The sequence below is a fragment of the Mesorhizobium dulcispinae genome (assembly GCF_033977345.1).
In the GTDB taxonomy this organism is placed as follows: Bacteria; Pseudomonadota; Alphaproteobacteria; order Rhizobiales; family Rhizobiaceae; genus Mesorhizobium; species Mesorhizobium dulcispinae.
Map to the genome: position 1 here is coordinate 283,479 of NZ_JAVIIY010000003.1, position 20,676 is coordinate 304,154.

General features: G+C 65.2%; 21 protein-coding genes. 11 read left to right on the forward strand and 10 right to left on the reverse strand.

What is annotated here, in order from left to right:
* Nucleotides 1–11: 11 nt before the first annotated feature.
* Complete coding sequence (locus RFN30_RS09285; protein ID WP_320261793.1) at nt 12–515, forward strand: L-2-amino-thiazoline-4-carboxylic acid hydrolase; 504 nt, start codon at nt 12–14, stop codon at nt 513–515.
* Nucleotides 516–629: 114 nt separating this feature from the next.
* On the opposite strand, the gene RFN30_RS09290 is transcribed toward RFN30_RS09285, so the two are convergent.
* From RFN30_RS09290 to RFN30_RS09330, 9 genes are all read right to left on the reverse strand, one after another.
* On the reverse strand, nt 630–1,418 hold the full coding sequence (locus RFN30_RS09290; protein ID WP_320261794.1) for a DeoR/GlpR family DNA-binding transcription regulator: 789 nt from the start codon (nt 1,416–1,418) through the stop codon (nt 630–632).
* A gap of 136 nt (nt 1,419–1,554) precedes the next feature.
* Entirely contained in the window at nt 1,555–2,850 is a 1,296-nt protein-coding gene (locus RFN30_RS09295) for an NAD(P)/FAD-dependent oxidoreductase (protein ID WP_320261795.1), read from the reverse strand.
* A 2-nt stretch (nt 2,851–2,852) separates the two neighbouring features.
* The gene (locus RFN30_RS09300; RefSeq protein ID WP_320261796.1) at nt 2,853–4,226 is read right to left on the reverse strand and encodes a glutamine synthetase family protein; all 1,374 of its coding nucleotides are present in this window, start codon (nt 4,224–4,226) and stop codon (nt 2,853–2,855) included.
* 69 nt (nt 4,227–4,295) lie between these two features.
* Nucleotides 4,296–4,451 (reverse strand): hypothetical protein, encoded by a 156-nt coding sequence (locus tag RFN30_RS09305; protein WP_320261797.1) that lies wholly within the window; start codon nt 4,449–4,451, stop codon nt 4,296–4,298.
* A 155-nt stretch (nt 4,452–4,606) separates the two neighbouring features.
* Complete coding sequence (locus tag RFN30_RS09310; RefSeq protein ID WP_320261798.1) at nt 4,607–5,368, reverse strand: SDR family NAD(P)-dependent oxidoreductase; 762 nt, start codon at nt 5,366–5,368, stop codon at nt 4,607–4,609.
* 11 nt (nt 5,369–5,379) lie between these two features.
* A complete protein-coding gene (locus RFN30_RS09315) occupies nt 5,380–6,192 on the reverse strand; it encodes an ABC transporter permease (RefSeq protein ID WP_320261799.1) in 813 nt (270 codons plus the stop codon).
* Nucleotides 6,192–7,055: an ABC transporter permease gene (locus RFN30_RS09320; RefSeq protein WP_320262075.1), complete on the reverse strand. Its 864-nt coding sequence runs from the start codon at nt 7,053–7,055 to the stop codon at nt 6,192–6,194. Before RFN30_RS09320 ends, RFN30_RS09315 begins: the two co-directional genes overlap by 1 nt.
* Nucleotides 7,056–7,132: 77 nt before the next feature.
* Nucleotides 7,133–8,296 (reverse strand): ABC transporter substrate-binding protein, encoded by a 1,164-nt coding sequence (locus RFN30_RS09325; protein WP_320261800.1) that lies wholly within the window; start codon nt 8,294–8,296, stop codon nt 7,133–7,135.
* Nucleotides 8,277–9,413 carry an ABC transporter ATP-binding protein gene (locus RFN30_RS09330; RefSeq protein WP_320261801.1) on the reverse strand — a complete coding sequence of 379 codons (1,137 nt, stop codon included), beginning with the start codon at nt 9,411–9,413 and terminating at the stop codon, nt 8,277–8,279. Before RFN30_RS09330 ends, RFN30_RS09325 begins: the two co-directional genes overlap by 20 nt.
* 118 nt (nt 9,414–9,531) lie before the next feature.
* On the opposite strand from RFN30_RS09330, the gene RFN30_RS09335 reads away from it, so the two are divergent.
* Nucleotides 9,532–10,344: a helix-turn-helix transcriptional regulator gene (locus RFN30_RS09335; protein WP_320261802.1), complete on the forward strand. Its 813-nt coding sequence runs from the start codon at nt 9,532–9,534 to the stop codon at nt 10,342–10,344.
* On the opposite strand, the gene RFN30_RS09340 is transcribed toward RFN30_RS09335, so the two are convergent.
* Entirely contained in the window at nt 10,322–10,975 is a 654-nt protein-coding gene (locus tag RFN30_RS09340; RefSeq protein WP_320262076.1) for a GntR family transcriptional regulator, read from the reverse strand. The genes RFN30_RS09335 and RFN30_RS09340 overlap by 23 nt on opposite strands.
* A gap of 337 nt (nt 10,976–11,312) precedes the next feature.
* Between RFN30_RS09340 and RFN30_RS09345 the strand changes: the two genes are divergently transcribed.
* The 9 genes from RFN30_RS09345 to RFN30_RS09385 all read left to right on the forward strand — a co-directional run bounded on the left by RFN30_RS09345 (nt 11,313) and on the right by RFN30_RS09385 (nt 20,648).
* A complete protein-coding gene (locus RFN30_RS09345) occupies nt 11,313–12,440 on the forward strand; it encodes a BMP family ABC transporter substrate-binding protein (RefSeq protein ID WP_320261803.1) in 1,128 nt (375 codons plus the stop codon).
* A 21-nt stretch (nt 12,441–12,461) separates the two neighbouring features.
* Nucleotides 12,462–13,604: an ABC transporter permease gene (locus RFN30_RS09350; RefSeq protein ID WP_320261804.1), complete on the forward strand. Its 1,143-nt coding sequence runs from the start codon at nt 12,462–12,464 to the stop codon at nt 13,602–13,604.
* Nucleotides 13,604–14,530 (forward strand): ABC transporter permease, encoded by a 927-nt coding sequence (locus RFN30_RS09355; RefSeq protein WP_320261805.1) that lies wholly within the window; start codon nt 13,604–13,606, stop codon nt 14,528–14,530. The genes RFN30_RS09350 and RFN30_RS09355 overlap by 1 nt, the downstream gene beginning before the upstream one ends.
* A 40-nt stretch (nt 14,531–14,570) precedes the next feature.
* The gene (gene biuH / locus RFN30_RS09360; protein ID WP_320261806.1) at nt 14,571–15,272 is read left to right on the forward strand and encodes a biuret amidohydrolase; all 702 of its coding nucleotides are present in this window, start codon (nt 14,571–14,573) and stop codon (nt 15,270–15,272) included.
* Nucleotides 15,273–15,282: 10 nt separating this feature from the next.
* The gene (locus tag RFN30_RS09365; RefSeq protein ID WP_320261807.1) at nt 15,283–16,812 is read left to right on the forward strand and encodes an ABC transporter ATP-binding protein; all 1,530 of its coding nucleotides are present in this window, start codon (nt 15,283–15,285) and stop codon (nt 16,810–16,812) included.
* Nucleotides 16,812–17,480: a cysteine hydrolase family protein gene (locus tag RFN30_RS09370; protein WP_320261808.1), complete on the forward strand. Its 669-nt coding sequence runs from the start codon at nt 16,812–16,814 to the stop codon at nt 17,478–17,480. Before RFN30_RS09365 ends, RFN30_RS09370 begins: the two co-directional genes overlap by 1 nt.
* Nucleotides 17,473–17,823, forward strand: coding sequence for a cupin domain-containing protein (locus tag RFN30_RS09375; protein ID WP_320261809.1), 351 nt, complete (start codon nt 17,473–17,475; stop codon nt 17,821–17,823). Before RFN30_RS09370 ends, RFN30_RS09375 begins: the two co-directional genes overlap by 8 nt.
* Nucleotides 17,820–19,652: an allophanate hydrolase gene (atzF, locus tag RFN30_RS09380; protein ID WP_320261810.1), complete on the forward strand. Its 1,833-nt coding sequence runs from the start codon at nt 17,820–17,822 to the stop codon at nt 19,650–19,652. Before RFN30_RS09375 ends, atzF begins: the two co-directional genes overlap by 4 nt.
* A 297-nt stretch (nt 19,653–19,949) precedes the next feature.
* Nucleotides 19,950–20,648: a GntR family transcriptional regulator gene (locus tag RFN30_RS09385; RefSeq protein WP_320261811.1), complete on the forward strand. Its 699-nt coding sequence runs from the start codon at nt 19,950–19,952 to the stop codon at nt 20,646–20,648.
* The last annotated feature ends 28 nt before the right edge of the window (nt 20,649–20,676 follow it).

Here is a 20,676-nt window from a genome sequence, read left to right on the forward strand (position 1 = left end):
CAGGACACACCATGACCGACCCCATAGCCAGAGCCGAAAAACTGTCGCGCGAGCTCGATTCCGCCTTCCGCAACAGGGCCGACCTCTACCGTCTCTTCCTCGATGAACTGACCGCCGAGCTTGGCGCGGAGAGGGCCGAGGCGGTCATGATCCGCACCATCGAAAAGCGCGGCCGCGAGGTCGCGGCGACGGCCTTTGCCGATTTGGGCCCCAACGACGCGCCGGCAATCGGCGAGGCGTTCCTCGCCGTCAGCCCTGATGATGGTCGCATGTACCCGACCCATGTCGAGCGGGGACCGGACCACATCGCCTTCAAGGTGAAGCGCTGCCCGCTGAAGGATGCCTGGGTCGAGGCCGGCGTCGGCGAGGAAAAGCTTGCCACGCTCTGCCGCATCGCCGGCGCCTTCGACCGCGGTCTGTTCGAGGCGACCGGCGTGCGCTTCGCCAACGTCACCTGGACGCCGGGCCACGGTAACGGCTGCTGCCACATCGCGCTGACCAACAGGGACGCTTAGAGCAGTTCATCGTTTCACGGAAACGCTGAACTGCTCTAACTATTTGTTTTTACGCAATTCCGGACGGAAAACCGTTACACACTTTTCCTGGAATTGCTCTAGCAGGCCGACGATTCAGCTTTCGGCGAAGACGTGCAACTCCGCGCCCGCTTCGTCGATCGCGGCGCGGAGCTCAGCCGCCGGCTCGCTGTCGGTGACGATGTCAGAAATCTCGCTCAGCGCGCAGACGCGTTCGAGACTGTTGCGGCCGAACTTGTCATTGGTGACGACAAGCATCGTCGACAGCGATCGCGCCATCATCGCGCGCTTCACCGCAGCCGCGCCCGAGACCATGTCGCTCGGCCCCTCGCCGTTAAGAGCCGATGCGCCGATGATGGCGACATCGGCATTGTAGCGGCGCACGAATTCGACCGTGTCCTCGCCGAGCACGGCGGCCTCGCGGCTGTCATAGGTGCCAGGGCAAAGGATAACGCGAAAACTCGGATTGGCGCCGGCGACCGAGGCGACGCCGATTGAATTGGTGATGACGGTCAGATCCCGTCTGATCTGGGCAATGCTGCGCGCAACCTCGTAGGTCGTCGATCCGCCGTCGATCATCACGATGCGGCCGTTCACGACCAGGCCCGCCGCGCCCCGCCCGATGCGGGCGCGCTCCTCGACCAGCGTCAGGCCGCGCTCCGCGATAACCGGTTCTGACGTCATCAGCGAGATCGTCGCGCCGCCATAGGTGCGGTTGATGAGGCCTGCCTCGCCAAGTTCGATCAGATCGCGACGGATGGTCTCGCCGGCGACGCCGATGCGCCGGGCGAGCTTCGAGATGCGGATCGACGCCGAGCGCCGGACCTCCGACAGGATCAGCTCGTGTCGCTCCTTCTTCGTCAGCCGGCCGGGCTCGATATTCATTGCTCTTCCTTCCCGGGATTTCGTCCCCGGCGTCAGGACATTAGCCACGCCGGAAACGGGAAAGCCAGTCTAGGGTCTGTCGGAAGCGCAGGAAGCCGCCATTTGCAGGCCGGCCTCACCTGAATCTCATCAGACCCTAATGCCTGAGCCGGTCGCGCATCGCGTACCAAAGCATGCCGAGCACATAGAGCGGGCCGCGCAGCGTCGTGCCGCCAGGGAACGGCAGCGGCGTCAGCGTCGAGAACAGATCGAGCCGCGAGGCATCGCCGGTAATCGCTTCCGCCAGCAGCTTGCCCGACAGCGTCGACAGGATGACGCCCTTGCCGGAATAGCCATGCGCGAAATAGACCTCGCCATAATGCCCGACATGCGGCAGGCGCGACGTCGTCACGGACACCAGCCCGCCCCAGGCATGGTCGATCCGGCAGCCGCGCAATTGCGGAAAGGTCTTTTCCATATGCGGGCGCACGAAGCCGGCTATGTCGGCCGGCGGCGAAGGCGTGTAGCGCTCGCCGCCGCCGAACAGCAGGCGGCCGTCCGCCGACATGCGATAGTAGTTGACGACGAAGAGCGTGTCCGAAACCGCGACATTGGACGGGATGACGTTCCGCTCGCCCAAAGACTCGGTGGCGACGATGTAGTTGCCGATCGGCATGATGCGGCTGTTGACGCGCGGCTCCAGCCCTTCCAGCAGCGCATCGCCGGCCAGCACCACATGCCGGGCGCGGACCGAGCCCTTATCGGTGAACACCCGAATGGACGGCTCGCGCTCGAGGCGCACCGCGACCGAGTTCTCGTGGATAATGACGCCGGCGCTGACTGCGGCGCGGGCGAGCCCCAGCGTGTAGTTCAACGGATGCATGTGGCCGCCGAGCCTCTCGAAGGCCGCGCCTTGATAAGGCGTGTCCACCATCCGCCGCGCTTCCGCCGCCGAGAGGATCTCGACATCGGTAAAATTCATTACCTTGGCGAGGCACTCGGCCTCCTCCTCGAAGTCGCGCATGTCGGAGCCGTTGACGGCGCCGACCAGATGACCGGTCAGCCGCAGGTCGCATTCGATGCCGTGGCGCTCGATGATGTCGAGCACCAGTCCGCGTGCCTCGAAGGCGAGGTCGAACAGCGCCTTCGCCCGTTCCGGACCGAACGCCTTGACCAGCCCCTTGGCGCCCTTGCGCAGGCCGGGAATCATCTGGCCGCCATTGCGCCCGGAGGCGCCCCAGCCGATCTTGCCGCCTTCGAGCAGCACCACCTTCAGGCCGCGTTCGGCCGCATGAAGCGCCGCCGAAAGCCCGGTGCAGCCGCCGCCCACGACCACCAGGTCGGCCTCGACATCGCCGACAAGCGCCGGATGGTTCGGCGCCGGGTTGGCGGTGGCGACATAGTAGGATTTGCCGATATCGAGACCGGAATTGAAACCTGTTGAACGAACCATGGTCACACCTTGAGCAGCAGATGGTCGCGTTCCCACGACGTGACGACGCTCTGGAACAGGTCGAGCTCGACGCTCTTCACGCGCAGATAGGTCTGGGCGAAATCCTCGCCCAGCAGCGCCCGAACCGGCTCGCAGGCGGCGAAGCGGTCGAGCGCTTCCTCCATGGTTTTCGGCAGCGTGCTCTGGCTGCGATAGGCATTGCCGAAGGTTTCCGGCGAGCGGGCCAGCCTCTCCTCGATGCCGAGATAGCCGGCGATCAGCGAGCCGGCCATAGCGAGGTAGGGATTGGCGTCGGCGCCGGGCAGCCGGTTCTCCACCCGCCGCGCGGCGCGCCCGCCCATCGGCACGCGCAGGCCGCAGGAACGGTTGTCGTGCGACCATTCGATATTGGCCGGCGCGCTGTGGCCCGGCCGGATGCGGCGATACGAATTCACGTTGGGCGCGAACAGCGGCATCATTTCGGGCACGTATTTCTGCAGGCCGCCGACGAAGTGGGAGAACATTTCTGTGTCGTTGCCGTCCTTGCCGGCAAACATGGGCTCGCCGCTTTCGTCGGTGATCGACATGTGCAGATGCATCGAACTGCCGGCCTGCGCCGCGATCGGCTTTGCCATGAAGGTGGCGTGCATGCCGCTCGCCAGCGCCGCCTGCCGCGCCATGCGTTTGAACAGCAGCGCCTTGTCGGCCAGCGCCAGCGGATCGCCATGCAGGAAGTTAATCTCCAGCTGCGCCGTGCCGGACTCATGGATCAGCGTGTCGAGCGGCAACCCGGCGGCCGCCGAGAGCGCGTAGATGCGCTGGATAACTGGCTCGAACTCCTCCAGCGCCTGCATGTCGTAAGGATGCTGCACGCTTTCCGGACGGCCATTACGCCCGACCGGCGCGGTCAGCGGCCGGTCCGGATCGGGATTTGGCGCCGTAAGATAGAATTCCAGCTCCGGCGCCATCACGGCGCGCCAACCGCGCCGGCGGTAGAGGTCGAGGACGGCCCTCAGCACATGGCGCGGCGACGCCATCCACGGCCGGTCGTCCATATGGAACGTGTCGGCAAAGACATAGGCCTTGCCGGCACCGCCGCCGGGCGCAAGGCACAGCGTCGAAAGGTCAGGCACCATGCGCATGTCGGGGTCTTGATAGGCGAACCCCTCATCGATGGAACCGGAATAGCGGCCGTCGATGGCGACGAGGAAGGCGCTGCTCGGCAAATAGAGCGCCCGGTCTTCGAGCGATTTCAGGAATTTGGCCGCCGGCAAGGCCTTGCCGCGCAGCACGCCGTTGACGTCGGGTACGAGGCACTCGACCTGTTTTATTCCATGCGTCGTCAGCCAGCTTTGCGTATCTGCGCTGGAGGTTGAAAAGTCTTGTTTGTCAGGCATCGGTCATGTCCGTACGAAGGAGAAATCGCTTCGGCGGGCACGTCCGTTTCGGTTTGAGCGTTGAGTAAGCTAAATCATCTGAATGACGGACGCCCGCCTGATGGCCGGCCCACAGGCCGGATCGAGCGCACCGCATACCCCTTCGGTCCAGCCGTCACGAACGACGTGCGAGCCGACCTTGGTCTCCTCCGCACGCTGCAGGTTCTCGTGACGGCAGCAGCGCATGGTCACTCCGCACACGCAAAAGAAATACCGCAGGCAAAAATCGAATGCCTTGCGCGGTATCGCTGTTTTGCTGCTTGCATGACGGATCTCATCAGGTGGAGCTTATGGTTTGACCGATCATCGCCGCCGACGCAAGTCCACTTTGCTGGACCAGATCAGCCGATGCTCTCGCCGCCATCGACGACCAGCGCCTGGCCGGTCATGAAGGAGGAGCGGTCGGAGACGAGGAACAGGATGGCTTCGGCGATCTCCTCCGCGCTCGCCCAGCGCCCCATCGGGATCTTGGTCCGCACATAGTTTTCGATCGCATCGCGCCCTCCTATTTGGGCGATGAACGGCTCGTTGAACGGCGTGTCGACCCAGCCGGGGCAGAGCGCGTTGATGCGCACATTGTGCCTGGCGTAGTCGAGCGACATCTGCCTGGTCATCGCCACAACCGCATGCTTCGACGTGGCGTAGGCGATCATCTCGCGATCGTAGAAGACGCCGGAATTGGACGCGGTGTTGAGGATGACGCCGCCGCCCTGCGCGATCATCGAAGGCATGACGGTCTTCGCCGCCAGGAACTGGGCCCGCACATTGATCCGCCACGAGGCATCCATGCCGTCGGTGCTCACTTCGGTCAGCGTGCCGCCGACCTGGATGCCGGCGTGGCTGTGCAGGATGTCGATCCGGCCGTGCTTGCCGAGCGTCCCCGTGATCAAGCCCTCGACCGCCATATCGTCGCCGACATCGGTGGCGACCGCTTCGGCGCGCCCGCCGGCTTCGCGGATGGCGGACGCCGTGGCCTCGCCTGCCGCCGGGTCGCGGTCAGCGATCACCACGACGGCCCCTTCCCGCGCCATGATCATGGCGCCGGCGCGCCCGATGCCCGACCCCGCGCCCGTCACCACGGCGATGCGATCTTTCAAAATCATGGGCTTGTCTTTCAAGGCGATGGTTTTCGTCGGCCGAGCTGCCATTGCGCGAGCAGGACGAGCAGCACCGAGGCGGCGAGCACAATCGTCGCGATGGCGTTGATTTCCGGCGTGACGCCGCGCCGGATGGAGGCAAAGACGTAGATCGGCAGCGTCGTCTGCGCGCCGGCGACGAAGAAGGCGATGATGAAGTCGTCGAAGGAGAAGGTGAAGGCGAGAAGGAAGCCCGCGATCACCGCCGGCATGATCTGTGGCAGCACGATCGAGCGGAACGTCGTCAGCGGCGTGGCATAGAGATCGCTCGATGCCTCGACCAGGTTGCGGTCGAGGCTGCCGAGGCGGGTGCCGACGATCATCGTCACCAGCGCCATCGAGAACAGGCCGTGCGCGGCGATGATCGAGCCGTAGCCGAGCGCAAAACGCGGCGGCTGGTCGGTCGGCCACAGCGAGGCGAGGAACGGATTGACGACGGCAAAGAGCTGCACCAGCGCGACCAGCGTCGAGATGCCGATGACGACGCCCGGGACGACGATGGCGGCGCCCAGCAGCGCATCGAAAAGCGCTCGCGTCCGCGCGCCGACGCGCTGCAGACCGAGCGCGGCGGCCGTGCCGCAGAAGGCTGCGAGCAAGGCGCTGGTGGTGGCGATGAACAGGCTGTTCTTCAGCGCCTCGACCAGGAACGGGTTCGACAGCGCCTTGCCGTACCATTGCGCCGAGAAGCCGGTGAACTCGCTGGCATGATGGCCGGCATTGAAGGAGAACAGCACGACCAGCGCGATCGGCAGATAGAGGAAGGCGAAGACGGCGACGACGAAGGCGCGCATCAGATCAGGTCCACTCGGCGGGCGCCCGAGAGTCGGGTCGAGATGCGGTTGGCGACGACCAGCACCACCACCGAGACCAGCACCAGCGTGATGGCGATGGCCGATCCGAACGGCCAGTTGCGCGATTGCAGGAAGAGGTCGACTAGCGCGTTGCCGATGAAGAACACCTTGCCGCCGCCAAGCAGCGTCGGGATCAGATATTCGCCGAGCAGAAGGATCATCACCAGCGAGAAGCCAGTCATGACGCCGGGCAGCGACAGCCGGAGCGTCACACCGAGGAAGGTCGACAAAGGCGTCGCGCCGAGATCTGCGGACGCTTCCAGCAGCCGGCGGTCGAGCCGTTCGAGGCTGACATAGATCGGCAGGATCATCAGCGGCAGGTAGCCGTAGACGATGCCGAGCAGCACCGCGCCCGGCGTGTTGATCAACCTGAGATCCTCGATGCCGACATAGGCGAGCAAGGCCGGGATGCCGCGCCCGCCAAGGATGTACATCCAGGCATAGGTGCGCATCAGAAGGCTGGTCCAGAACGGGATGACGATCAGCGCGAGCAGGATCAGCCGCCAGCGCTGCGGCGCGCGCAGCGCCAGATAGTAGGCGACCGGGTAGGCGACGAGCAGGCAGGCGAGCGCGCCCACCGGAGCCAGTAGCATCGTGTTCCAGAACGCGGTCGCCCGCGCCGGCAGGTTGGCGTATTGCGTGAAGGTGAGCGCGGCCTGGTAGCCTCCCTCCGGCGCCCGCTCGCCGACGCTGAATATGGCGATCGCAATGAACGGCAGCACCAGGAACACCACCAGCCACAGCGTCGCCGGAGCGAGCAGCAGCGCGGTCAGGAAGGTTTTGCGAAAGAGATTGCCGCGCATCGAAAACGCCGGTTCGAGCACCGGCGGGAGTTCCCCGCCGGTCGAGTTGTCTGGATCGTGTTTGTGGCCGGTGTCGTTCAAGCCGACTTGAAGCGCGCCATCAGTTCGGCGCGACCCGGATCGGTCAGCGTCGCGGCGGCGCCGAACTCGAGCGGCTTCAACAGGTCGGCGGCCGGGTAGAGGATCGGATTATCCAGCACCTCTTTCGGCAGCAGCGCGTTGACGCGGGCGTCGGTCGAGGGCGCGCCGTTGGCCAGATGCTCCTTCACCGCCACCTTCGGGTTCATCAGATAGTTGAGCAGCGCGTAGCCGGCCGGCTTGTTCGGCGCATCCTTGGGGATGGCGTAGAAGTCGGTCCAGATCTCGCCGCCTTCCTTGCCGAGCACATAGGCGATCTCGGGAATGTCGCGGTGGAGCTGCGCGCCGTCATTGGTCCAGCACATCGTCATCCAGGCATCGCCCGCGCGCATTCCCGGCTGGTAATCGCTCGACACCGCGAACAGATGCGGCTTGACCTTGAGCAGCAGCTCCTCGGCCTTGGCGAGTTCGTCCTGCTTCAGCGAGTTGAAGGAATAGCCGTAATATTTCAGCGCGTTGCCAATGGTCGTCAGCTGGTAGTCATGCACCATGGTGCGGCCGTCGCCTTCCGCCATGGCCGTATCCCAGAACTCCTTCCAGCTCGTCATCGGCTTGGAAAGCTTCTTGGTGTTGACGGCAAAGCCGGTCGTGCCCCAGTTCTTCGGCACGGCGTAGATCGTCCCGTCGATCGTGCCTTCGGCGGTGAAGCGCGCATCTTCCTTGCTGCCGTCGAAATTGCCGAGCTTGGCCATGTCGAGCGCTTCGATGATGCCGAGCTTCTTGTAGGTCGAGATCGTGTAGTTGGTCGGCACGAACAGGCTCCAGCCCGAACCGCCGGCCTGCAGCTTGGCCAGCATCTCCTCGTTCGATCCGAAGACGTTGACCTCGACGGCGACGCCGGTCTCGGCCTTGAAGTTCTCGAAGGTTTGCGGATCGTGGTAGTTCGGCCAGGTGGCGATCGACATGCGGTCGCCGAGGTTCTCGGCGGCAAAGGCCGGCGTCGGCATGATGCCGAGCTCGCGCGCCATGACAGCGGTTGCGACACCAAGGCCAGTGATGCCGAGGAAATCGCGCCGGCTGATCGAGCCGCGCTTCAGGCGCATCAGCTGGTCGACGAATTTTTCGGGGCTTATCGGCAGTCCGTCACGATAGGATTTCGACATGGTGGTCTTCCCTCTGGTTGGTCCCGTTGTTCTTGGAGGTCGGAAACGCCAGCGGCGCTCCGGCAGCAAAGCCGATGGCGACGGGTTCGCCCGGCTTGAAGAGATTGCCCTGGCCGATCACGTGATCAGCCTTGGCGAGCAGTGATCCGATGCCCTGGACCTCGATCGCGTATTCCGCGGTCGAGCCCAGGAAGATGCGGTTGCGGACAATGCCCTTCAGGCTGCCGCCGCCGGGTGCGGAGAGGCTGAGCGACTCCGGCCGCAGGCTGACGGATACCGCGTCGCCCCGGCTGAGCGGCACCCTTTTGCGCGCCGAAATCACCGTGCCGTCGGCAAGCGCGATATCGACGCGGTCGCCGGACAGGCCGGCCACCTTGCCGCTCAAGAGATTGGTCTTGCCGACGAAATCGGCGACGAACAGGTCCGCTGGTTCGTCATAGATCTCGCTCGGCTGTCCGAGCTGGACGACGCGGCCGCCATTCATGACGCAGACGAAGTCGCTCATCGACAGCGCTTCCTCCTGGTCGTGGGTGACCAGCACGAAGGTGATGCCGATCTCGCGCTGCAGGTTCTGCAGCTCGATCTGCATGTCGGTGCGCAGCTTCTTGTCGAGCGCCGCCAGGGGCTCGTCGAGAAGCAGCACAGCCGGCTTGTTGACCAGCGCCCGGGCGAGCGCGACGCGCTGCTGCTGCCCGCCGGAAAGCTCGTGGATCTTGCGGCGTCCGTAGCCGGCGAGCTGCACCATGGAAAGCGCCTCGCCCGCCTTCAGGCTGATCTCGCGCGACGACAGACGCGGCCTCGCCTGGCGCAGCCCGTAGGAGATGTTCTCCTCGACGTCGAGATGCGGAAACAGCGCATATTGCTGGAACACCATGTTGACCGGCCGCCGGTAGGGCGGCGTGCCGGCCATGTCGCGGCCGCGGATCAGCACCTGGCCCTCGCTCGGCTGCTCGAAGCCGCCGATCATGCGCAGGCATGTCGTCTTGCCGCAGCCGGACGGTCCGAGCAGCGCGACGAAGGCCGAAGGCGGGATGGCAAGATCGATGCCGCTGACCGCCGTGACGGCGCCATAGCGCTTGGTGACCGCGCGAAACTCGATATCGGGCACTGCAGTCAAGCCACGGGCTCCAGCGACAGCGTGAGGCAATGTCGTGACGCTAGCAGAGCCAATGGCGCCTAGTATATACCTCGCGGGTGGTATATTTAGCTGATTTTATCGTTTAGAGGGGTATGAATTGGCCGCCTCCCGCAGTGACGACTACGCCGCTTTAGCCGCCGTGATTGCCGCGACGCGCGAGACCGGCGGCGACCATTTCGGCAAGTCGATCGTCGCCTGGCTGCGCGGACATGTCCGCTTCGATCACTGCGTGATCTTCGGCTATCGAGGTGCCGCGCGGCCGCCTCTGCTGTTCGAGACCTTCTCGCCGGCGGAGAGCCACATCTTCGTCGCGCTCTACCAGGAAGGCCCCTACCTGCTCGACCCCTTTCATCACGCCGCGGTCGAGCGCAAGGAAGGTTTCTGGCGCATGCGCGAGCTGGCGCCCGACCGCTTCTATGCCAGCGAATACTACCGTTCCTATTACAGCCAGACCCGGCTTGCCGAGGAGGTCGGCTTCTTCGTCCCGCTCGCCGGCAAGGATGCGCTCGTGCTGTCGCTGATGCGGCTGCGCGCCTCGGGGCCTTTTGGAACGGCGGACGCCAGGCTGCTGCGCGACATGGCCCCCGCGGTGGTCGGCTTCTGCAGGCTGCGCTGGCCGGCTTTGCCCGCCGAAGAGGTTGCGGTCCCGCCCCCGGGCGAGACCGTCGCAACGGCCAACGAGCTGGATCGCGCGCATATCTGGAAGAGCTTGTCGCTGACCTCGCGCGAGAAGCAGGTCGTCGACCTCGTGCTTCAGGGTCACTCGACGGAGTCGATCGCCAGGGCGCTCCGGATCGTGCCCGGGACCGTGAAAGTCCACCGTCGCAACATTTACCGCAAGCTCAAGATCAAGTCGCAGGCCGGCCTTTTCGCGCGCTTCGTCGAGATCATCGACGCGCGGATCGGCTAAGCACGGGGGGCATCGGGTCGACGGTCGCGAACACAGCGCTGGCCTCGCTGACGATCGAGACATGATCCCTGGCGGCCTTGCCCGCCCCCGCCGCATCGCCGCGCATGATTGCGGTGACTATCACATCATGCTCCTGCCAGGACTTGGCCAGCCGGCCCGGCAGCATGAACTGTGCGCGCCGGAACGGCGCAAGCCGGCTGCGGGTCGTCACGGTCAAATCATGGATATGCGTGTTGTGGGCGCCGCGATAAAGCCTGCTGTGAAATTCGGTGTTGAAATACTCATAATCCTCCTCGGCGCCGAGTTGCACCATGCGCGCCGAGGCCTGATGCTCCATCTCCAGCGAGCGGCGCTCCGCGCCGGTCATGCGCTCGGCCGAGAAGCGCGCGCAGATCGCTTCCAGCTCGGCCATGCTCTCGAACATCGAGGCGAGATGTTCCTGCGTGATCACGGCGACGATGGCGCCCCGATTGGGCCGCCTTTCGACCAGCCCCATGGCGCTCAGATGGCCGAGCGCCTCCCGGACGGGTGTACGCGAGACGTCGAAACGGGCGGCGAGCGAGCCCTCGTCGAGCCTTTCGCCGGGGCGCAGATAGCCGGTGACGATGCGGTCCGCGATCGCCCTCACCATCTGATCCACGGTCGTGCCCGACCTGACCAAGCGCTTTCCCGACACGTCTCCTCCCGTCCAGTTTTATTGCGGTCAGGCCCGCGACCTGGACGGCTCGCGGGCTGATTTCGACTCAGGCTGCACCTTTGTATGCCTAGATTTTGATCTCCATGTCAAATTGGTCATTTTTCAGGCATAAAGTGCATGCACTTGCCTTGCGCTTATGCAGATCTGCTAAAGTCATCTGTTGATTTTATTACAGAAAACATCGTCGTGGAACTGGCATAACGATTGCATGCACTTTCTTGACAAGAGATCAACCGACCCGTGCCGGGTCCAAGAAAGGGGAGCATTCGATATGACCGAAAGATTCATGCTTAGCCGCCGCGACCTGCTCAAGACCTCCGCCGCCGGAGCGGCGCTCGGTCTCGCCTCAGCGGCCTTTCCGATCCGTGCAGCGCGCGCCGCCTCCGCGACCGTCGGCTTCATCTATGTCGGCCCGAAGGACGACTATGGCTACAACCAGGCGCATGCTGAAGGGGCTGCGTCGCTGAAGGGCATCGAGGGCATTTCCATCGTCGAGGAAGAGAACGTCCCCGAGACGGTCGACGTCCAGAAGACGATGGAATCGATGATCAATCTCGACGGCGCCTCGTTGATCTTCCCGACCTCGTTCGGCTATTTCGATCCGCATATGCTGGCCATGTGCGCCAAGTTCCCCGATGTGCAGTTCCGCCATTGCGGCGGCATGTGGAACAAGGACAAGCATCCGATGAACGCCGGTTCTTATTTCGGCTATATCGGAATGGGCCAGTACCTCAACGGCGTCGTCGCCGGACACACCACCAAATCGAAGAAGCTCGGCTTCGTCGCCGCCAAGCCGATCCCGCAGGTGCTGCTCAACATCAACTCCTTCCTGCTCGGCGCACGCTCGGTCGATCCGGCGATCACCTGCCAGGTGATCTTCACCGGCGAATGGTCGCTGGCGGTGAAGGAGGCCGAGGCCACCAACGCGCTGGTCGACCAGGGCGCCGACGTCATCACCTGCCATGTCGACAGCCCCAAGGTGGTGGTCGAGACGGCCGCCGGCCGCGGCGCCTTCGTCTGCGGCTATCACGCCAACCAGAGTCCGCTGGCGCCGGAAAAATATCTCACCGGCGCGGAGTGGAATTGGGCCAAGGTCTACAAGATGTTCGTCGACGATCTCGTCGCCGGCAAGGCTCTGCCGAACTTCACGCGTGGCGGCCTAGCCGACGGTTTCGTCAAGATGAGCCCGCTCGGCCCCGCCGTCGGCGAAGCCGCGCGCAAGCAGTTCGACACCACGTTGGCCGAAATGATGAAGGGCGGCTTCTCCGTCATCAAGGGACCGTTGAAGAGCAACAAGGGCGCGGTCGTCGCGACCGAAGGCCAAGCTTTCGTCGAGACCGCCATCGAGCTCGAAAGCATGGACTATCTCGTCGAGGGCGTCGTCGGCTCGACGGCCTGAGCGGGCCAAGGGAGACGAGCGATGACGGAAGCGGTGAGCGGCCCGGACGTGCGGACCATCCTCGATGCCAGGGGATATCGGGCGGCGCTCGAATGGATCGCCAGGCGGGCGGAAGCCTTCGTCATTCCGCTCGTGGCGCTGGTCGTCGGCATGGTGCTGTTCAGCTTGTTCATCCTGGCTGTCGGCAAGTCGCCGGTCCAGCTCTACGAGACGATGTGGCGGGGCGGCTTCGGGTCCTGGTTCTCGATCCAGAACTCACTGTCACGCGGCGCGCCGCTCTTGCTGGCGGCACTCTGCGTGGCGCTGCCGGCGCGCCTCGGCCTGGTCGTCATCGGCGGCGAGGGCGCGATCGTGCTCGGCGGCGTCACCGCTGCCGCGATCGGCGTCGCCCTGAACGGCGCGCCGTCTTTTCTCGTCATCCTTCTCATGGGCGTGGGGGGCGTGGCCGCCGGCGGCATTTGGATCGGTGCCGTCGGCGCGCTGCGCCATTACCGGGCCGTCAACGAAACCATCTCCAGTCTGCTGATGGCCTACATCGCTATTGCCCTTATGAACCATCTGGTGGAGGGGCCGCTGCGCGACCCGGCCTCGCTGAACAAACCCTCGACCCAGCCGCTGGCCGACATCTATCGCGTCGGCAACATTCCGGGCATGGAAGTTCATTGGGGCCTCGTCGTCGGCATCCTCGCCTGCGTGCTCTCCTGGCTGCTGATCGAGAAGACCCGCTGGGGCTTCGCCGCCCGCATCGCCGGCGGCAATGTCAGGGCGGCGCAGGTGCAGGGGCTCGCCGTCGGTCCGCTGATCGTCGGCTTTACCGCGCTGGCCGGCGGCTTCGCCGGCCTTGCCGGCATGCTGGAGGTCGCGGCCGTGCAAGGCAGCGCCAACGCCTCGCTTGCCGCCGGCTACGGCTACACCGGCATCCTCGTCGCCTTCCTCGCCCGCCACAACCCGCTTGCCATCATCCCAGTCGCCATCCTGCTCGGCGGCATCGACGCATCCGGCGGCTTGATCCAACGCCGCATGGACCTGCCCGACGCGACCGTGCTGGTGCTGCAGGGCATGCTCTTCATCGTCATCCTGTTCAGCGAGACCTTCTACGGCCGCTTCAAGCTCTTCAACCCCGACCTCTGGCAGAGGCCCGATTTCTTGAAGGGGACTGTCTGATGGAAGCGACCGACATCGGTCTCTGGGGTGTGCCGCTCGCCATGCTGGGCGGCGCCATCCGCGTATCCACCCCCTTCATCTTCGTCTCAATCGGCGAAGCCATCACCGAGCGCTCCGGCCGCATCAATCTCGGCCTCGAGGGCACGCTGGTATTCGGCGCCATGAGCGCCTACGCGGTGGCGGTGATGACCGGCTCGCCGTGGCTCGGCCTTTTGGCCGCGGCGCTCGCCGGCCTCTGCTTCGGCCTCTTCCACGGCTGGATCTGCAAATTCCCGAAGGTCAACGACATCGCCATCGGCATCGCCCTGATGCTGTTCGGCACCGGCCTCGCCTTCTTCTTCGGCAAGCCCTTCATCCAGCCTTCAGCGCCCGACCTGCCGGCGATCCCCTTCGGCGCCTGGTCCGACATCCCGCAGGTGCAGGCGGCGCTCAACGTCAACGTGCTGTTCCTGATCGGCGCCGCGCTCGCCGTCTTCCTCTGGTGGGCGTTCCGCAACACCCGTGTCGGCCTGATTGTGCGCGTGGTCGGCGACAGTGCCGATGCCGCGCGCGCCATGGGCCTCGACCCTAACGCGGTGCGCCTGCTGGCCACCGGCGTCGGCGGTGCGCTAGCCGGTATCGGCGGCGCCTATCTGTCGCTCTACTATCCCGGCAGCTGGACCGAGCGCATTTCCTCCGGCCAAGGATTGATGGCGGTGGCGCTGGTCATCTTCGCCCGCTGGAATCCGCTCGGCTGTTTTGCCGCCGCGCTTTTGTTCGGCGGCGCCGGCGCGCTCGGCCCGGCGCTGCAGTCGGTGGGCGTCACCCAAGGCTACTACCTCTTCTACGCCGCGCCTTACATCCTCACCCTCATCATCATGATCGCCACCTCGTCGCCGAGCCGCACGCTCGCCGGCGCGCCCGGCGAACTGTCGATCACCAAATGACCGCGCACCACGTGCCGCTCGCCAGACCGGAGTTTTTGCTATGAACGCCAGAGCCGAGATCACCGAGCGCTACATCGACGCCGATCCCTATCCCTGGCCCTACAATGGCGATCTGCGGCCGGACAACACGGCGCTTATCATCATCGACATGCAGACCGATTTCTGCGGGCCGGGCGGCTACGTCGACCATATGGGCTATGACCTGTCGCTGGTCAGGGCGCCGATCGAGCCGATCAAGGCGGTGCTTTCCGCCATGCGGGCGAAGGGCTACACCATCATCCACACGCGCGAGGGCCACCGGCCCGACTTGGCCGACCTGCCCGCCAACAAACGCTGGCGCTCGCGCCGCATCAATGCCGGCATCGGCGACCCCGGCCCTTGCGGGCGCATCCTGGTGCGAGGTGAACCTGGCTGGGACATCATCCCCGACCTTTACCCGGCCGGGGGCGAGCCGATCATCGACAAGCCCGGCAAGGGCTCGTTCTGCGCCACCGATCTCGAACTGATCCTCAACCACCGCGGCATCGAAAACATCGTACTCACCGGCATCACCACCGATGTCTGCGTGCACACCACCATGCGCGAGGCCAACGATCGCGGCTTCGAATGCGTGATGCTGGAGGATTGCTGCGGGGCGACCGACTACGGCAACCATCTGGCGGCAATCAAGATGATCAAGATGCAGGGCGGTGTTTTCGGCGCGGTGTCGAATTCCGCCGCGCTCGTCGCCCAGCTGCCGTGAGGAACCGGCGATGAGCGGAACGCACAGAAAGGCGATCGGCGTCGAGACCATCGGCATGACCATGCGCTTCGGCGCTTTTACCGCGCTCGACGACGTCTCCATCAAGGTGCCGGCAGGCTCTTTCCATGCCTTGCTCGGTGAGAACGGCGCTGGCAAATCGACGCTGGTCAAATGCATGATGGGTTTCTACCACCCGACGTCAGGCGACATGCTGGTCGACGGCCGCGAGGTGACGATCGCCAGCCCCAGGACGGCCTCGGCGCTCGGCCTCGGCATGGTCTATCAGCATTTCACGCTCGTGCCTTCGCTGACGGGCGCCGAGAACCTGGTCATCGCGCGCGAGAAGGTGCCCGGCATCATCGATTGGCGCAAGGAGCGCGGCGCGCTTGCCGCCTTCATGAGCGGCATGCCGTTCAAAGTGTCGCTCGACGTCAAGGTGGCCGAGCTCGCCGCCGGTGAGAAGCAAAAGCTGGAGATCATCAAGCAGCTTTATCTCGGCCGCAATTTCCTGGTGCTGGATGAGCCGACATCCGTGCTCACCCCGGGCGAGGCGCAGGAAGTGCTTGGCCTGGTGCGCGGCATGACGAAGGCGGGCGATCTCACCGTGCTGATGATCTCCCACAAATTCCACGAGGTCACAGCCTTCGCCGACGACATCACGGTGCTGCGCAAGGGCCGACTCACTGGGAGAGGCAAGGTCTCCGATCTTTCGCGCAGGGAAATGGCTGCGATGATGATCGGCGACCAGCCCATCGCCGCGCTCGACAGCCGCGCCGAGCCGAAGCCAGATGCCGAGATCGTGCTCAAGGTGAAGGCGCTGAAGGCGCCGGACCGAACCGGCCTCAAATCGATCAACATCGCCGATCTCGGCGTGCGCTCCGGCGAGATCGTTGGTATCGCCGGCATCTCGGGCAACGGTCAGAAGGAGTTCCTGGAAGTGCTGGCCGGACAGCGCGCCCGCGATCAAGGGGAAGTCATGGTTCGCGGCACGGCCTATGCGGCGACACGCGCCGAGGCGCGTGCGCTCAACGTCCGTCTCATCCCGGAGGAGCCGCTGAAGAATGCTTGCGCGCCGAGAATGACGGTCGCCGAGAACATCGCCTTCCGCACCTTCGACGTCGATGGCAACGGCAGGCCGGTGAGCTGGATCAGCGCCGGCGCCATCAAATCCTTCAGCGCCCGCCTGGTCGAGCAGTTCAAGGTCAAGACGGCTTCGCTCTCCTCACCCATCGCCTCGCTGTCCGGCGGCAATGTGCAACGCGCGGTGCTCGCCCGCGAGCTCACCGGCGATGTCGACCTGCTGATCGTCTCCAACCCTTGCTTCGGCCTCGATTTCTCCGCCGTCGCCGAAATCCGCGCCCGCATCATGAAGGCGCGCAATGTCGGGGCAGCGGTGCTCCTGATGTCCGAAGACCTCGACGAGCTCCTGGAGCTCTCCGACCGCATCCTCGTCATGTCCGACGGCACGCTCGTATACGAGACGCCGATCGCCCAGGCGAGCGTGCAGACGATCGGCGAGCACATGGCAGGGCACCACTGATGGCGGAAATCGAAGCGCAGCCCTTCGTCTTTGCTTTCAGGCCCGAGACGACGGCGCTTATTGTCATCGACATGCAGCGCGACTTCGCCGAGCCCGGCGGTTTCGGTGCCAGTCTGGGCAACGACGTCAGCCGGGTGACGGCGATCGTACCGACAGTGAAAAAGCTGATCGAAGGCTTTCGCGCCGCCGGCCTGCCGGTGATCCACACCATGGAGTGCCACAGGCCAGACCTTTCGGACCTGCCGCCAGCCAAGCGAAACCGCGGCAACCCGTCGATCCGCATCGGCGATGTCGGCCCGATGGGCCGCGTGCTGATCGCCGGCGAGCCAGGCACGGCGATCCTCGATGAGCTCGCGCCTTTGCCAGGTGAGATCGTCATCGAGAAGCCCGGCAAGGGCGCGTTCTACGCGACCGGCCTCGGCGATGACCTGAAGCGGATCGGCGCCCGGCAACTGGTCTTTGCCGGAGTGACGACAGAAGTCTGCGTGCAGACAACCATGCGCGAGGCCAACGACCGCGGCTATGAGTGTCTGGTCGCCGAAGACGCGACCGAGAGCTACTTTCCCGAATTCAAGGCCGCCGCGCTCGCCATGATCAGGGCGCAGGGCGCGATCGTCGGCTGGACGGCAACCACCGACCAGGTGCTCGAGGGAATTGCGAATGCCTAATCTTGCCTTTGCCGGCCTCGTCGACGGTGGCTGGCGTGATCTGGCGTTCGAGCCTTTCCGCAACGGCGTGACGGTGCATTGGCTTCTCAAGGGCGGGCCGGTCGAACCGTCCGTAGCGATCCTTAAATACCAGCCGGGCGCTGGTGTTCCGCGCCACCGTCATGCCGGGCTGGAAACCATCGTCGTGCTGGACGGCACCCAGAACGACGAGAACGGTGGTTATCCGGCGGGCAGCGTGGTCCTCAATCCGGTCGGCACCGAGCATTCGGTTTGGACGAAGGACGGCTGCGTCGTGCTGATCCAGTGGGACCTGCCGGTGATCATTCTGGGGGAGACGAAATGAGCGACATCCGCTTCGACATCGGCAGCCTGCACGCCGCCTACCAGGCTGGCGCCGACATAGCCGAGGTGATCGATACGGTGCTGGCCCGCATCGAGGCGGCCGGCGATCCAGGCATCTTCATCCACCTTGCGACTCGAACCGCAATGCAGGCCGAGGCCGAAGCGCTCGGCTCGTTCGACCCCGTGGCCAAGCCGCTCTGGGGCATCCCCTTCGCCGTCAAGGACAACATCGATGTCGCCGGCATGCCGACCACGGCCGCCTGCGCCGAATATGCCTACACGCCGGACAAGGATGCGGCGGTCGTGGCGAAGCTCAAGGCGGCGGGCGCCCTGGTCGTCGGCAAGACCAATCTCGACCAGTTCGCCACCGGCCTCGTCGGCGTGCGCACGCCCTGGCCGATCCCAAGAAATGCAATCGATCCTAAACTCGTGCCCGGCGGCTCCTCCTCCGGCTCCGCGGTGGCGACGGCGCTGGGCATCGTCTCCTTCGCGCTCGGCACCGATACCGCCGGCTCGGGGCGCATCCCAGCCGGCCTCAACAACATCGTCGGGCTGAAGCCAACCGTCGGCGCGCTGTCGACGGCGGGCGTGGTGCCGGCCTGCCGGACGCTCGACTGCGTCTCGGTCTTCGCGCTGACAGTCGACGACGCCTATGCGGTGTTCTCGGCCGCCGCGGCGCACGATGCTGCCGATCCCTATTCGCGCGACATCGCCGTCCAGCCGCTCGCCGTCCGTCCGCCAGTGCTGAAGGTCGGCATCCCGGCAAAGGCCGACCTGAAGTTCTTCGGCGACGCATCGATGCAGGCCGGCTTCGATGCCGCTCTCGCTGCTCTGGAGGCGCACGGCGCCAGGCTTGTCGAGATCCCGTTCGGCGACTTCTACGCAACGGCCGACCTTCTCTACGAAGGCGCCTGGGTGGCGGAGCGCTATGCGGCGATCCGCGATTTCTTCGAGGCGAATGAAACAGCGCTCCATCCGGTGACGCGCAAGATCATCGGCGGCGCCAGAAGCCTGTCGGCCGCCGACGCCTTCCGCGGGCTCTATGCCTTGCAGGCCTACAAGGCGCGGCTTGCCCCGGTCATCGCCTTCGTCGATCTCTTCTGTGTGCCGACCGCGCCGACCCACTACACGGTCGACGCCGTGCTGGCCGATCCGATCGCCACCAACAGCCGGCTCGGCACCTACACCAATTTCGTCAACCTGCTCGACATGTGCGGCATCGCCGTGCCGACCGGCACGCGCGACGACGGCCTGCCGATGAGCGTTACCCTCCTCGCCGCCGCCGGCCGGGACGGCCTCGTCGCGGCGGCCGCACGCGACCTGCATTTGGCGGGCGGCCTCGCCCTCGGCGCGACTGGGTGGCGGCAGTCGAGCGCGCGACCAGCCAGCGTATCGGCCGAAGACGGCACGATCGAAATGGTTGTGGTCGGTGCGCATCTGTCGGGGATGCCGCTCAATGGCCAGCTCAAGGAAGCCGGCGCGCGTTTCTGCCGGGCGACGACGACGACGCCTTCCTACAAGCTCTATGAGCTCGCCGGCCAGACCACGCCAAAGCCGGGGCTGATCCGCGTCGGAGGCGGCGGCACCGCGATTGAGGTCGAGGTCTGGCGGCTTTCTGCCGAGGCATTCGGCCGCTTCGTCGCCGCCATCCCACCACCGCTCGGCATTGGCACCATCGAGCTGGACGATGGAACGTCGGCGAAGGGTTTTCTGGCCGAGACCGCCGGTTTGTCGGCGGCGACGGATATCTCCGCCTATGGCGGCTGGCGTAGTTTCCTCGCCAGGACCCACGAAGCGCAACGACAGCTGGGAAGCCTTCCTTCCAGCTGAACGACGGAGACCTCGTCGGCTTGGAGGTCGAGGCGCGCCTTGCCGGCAGACCTTCGAGGTCCGCGTCTGGTCAACTGGAGTCGCTCCGCCGCGCACGCACGACGCCGCGCAATGATTGCGGCAGGGCCTTGTACCGGCCACGGCTCCGTTGGGTCAGCCGGGATGCTACCCTGGCCGGCCTTGCGGCGGCGCGCGCTAACCGTCTATCGTGCGGCTCGAAAACCGCCAGCCAAGTATCCCGGCGGCAGATTGCTTGACGAAACGGATTTCAGGGACGGACGAAGTAGCGCATAGCCAATGGCCGACAAAACACAATTCGGACTGACTGCCCTCGACACGGTACCCCTGCATGAGAAAGTCTATCTGGAACTGGTGCGGGCGCTGATGTCGGGTCAGCTCCAGCCGGGCCAGAAGCTGACCTCGCGCAAGCTCGCCAAGGAGCTCGGCACCAGCGACATGCCGGTGCGCAGCGCCTTCATGCGGCTGCAGGCGCTGAGAGCGCTGAGCCCGATGCCGAACGGCAGCGTCGAGGTGCCAATGATCTCGGCCGATCGTTTCCAGCAGCTGACCGACGTACGGACCGTCCTGGAAGGCACAGCCACCGAGCTCGCTACAAAACTCATCAACGGCAACAACCTGCGCGCCATCCGCCGTCATTGCGCCGAGCTCACCCAGGCCGCCCGCAGCGGCGACATCGACGACTATCTGCGCAAGAACCACGACTTCAAGTTCTCGATCTACCGCCACTGCGGCAACGAGCAGATGATCTTCCTGATCGAGACGGTGTGGATGCAGGTCGGACCTTTTCTGCGCAACCTGCGCATCGGCTTCGAGGACGACCTCGCCGGCATCCTCGGCATCGACTACCACGAGGAGGTCGTCGCGGCGATTGAGGCCGGCGACAGCAAGCGGGCCCGCGCAGCCATCGTGCGCGACATCCACGAGGGTGCGACACACATCCTCAAGCAGGTCAGGTTCCCAGAACTGCGGCATTAGCATTCGTTGGCGATCCTTCGCGCCTGCA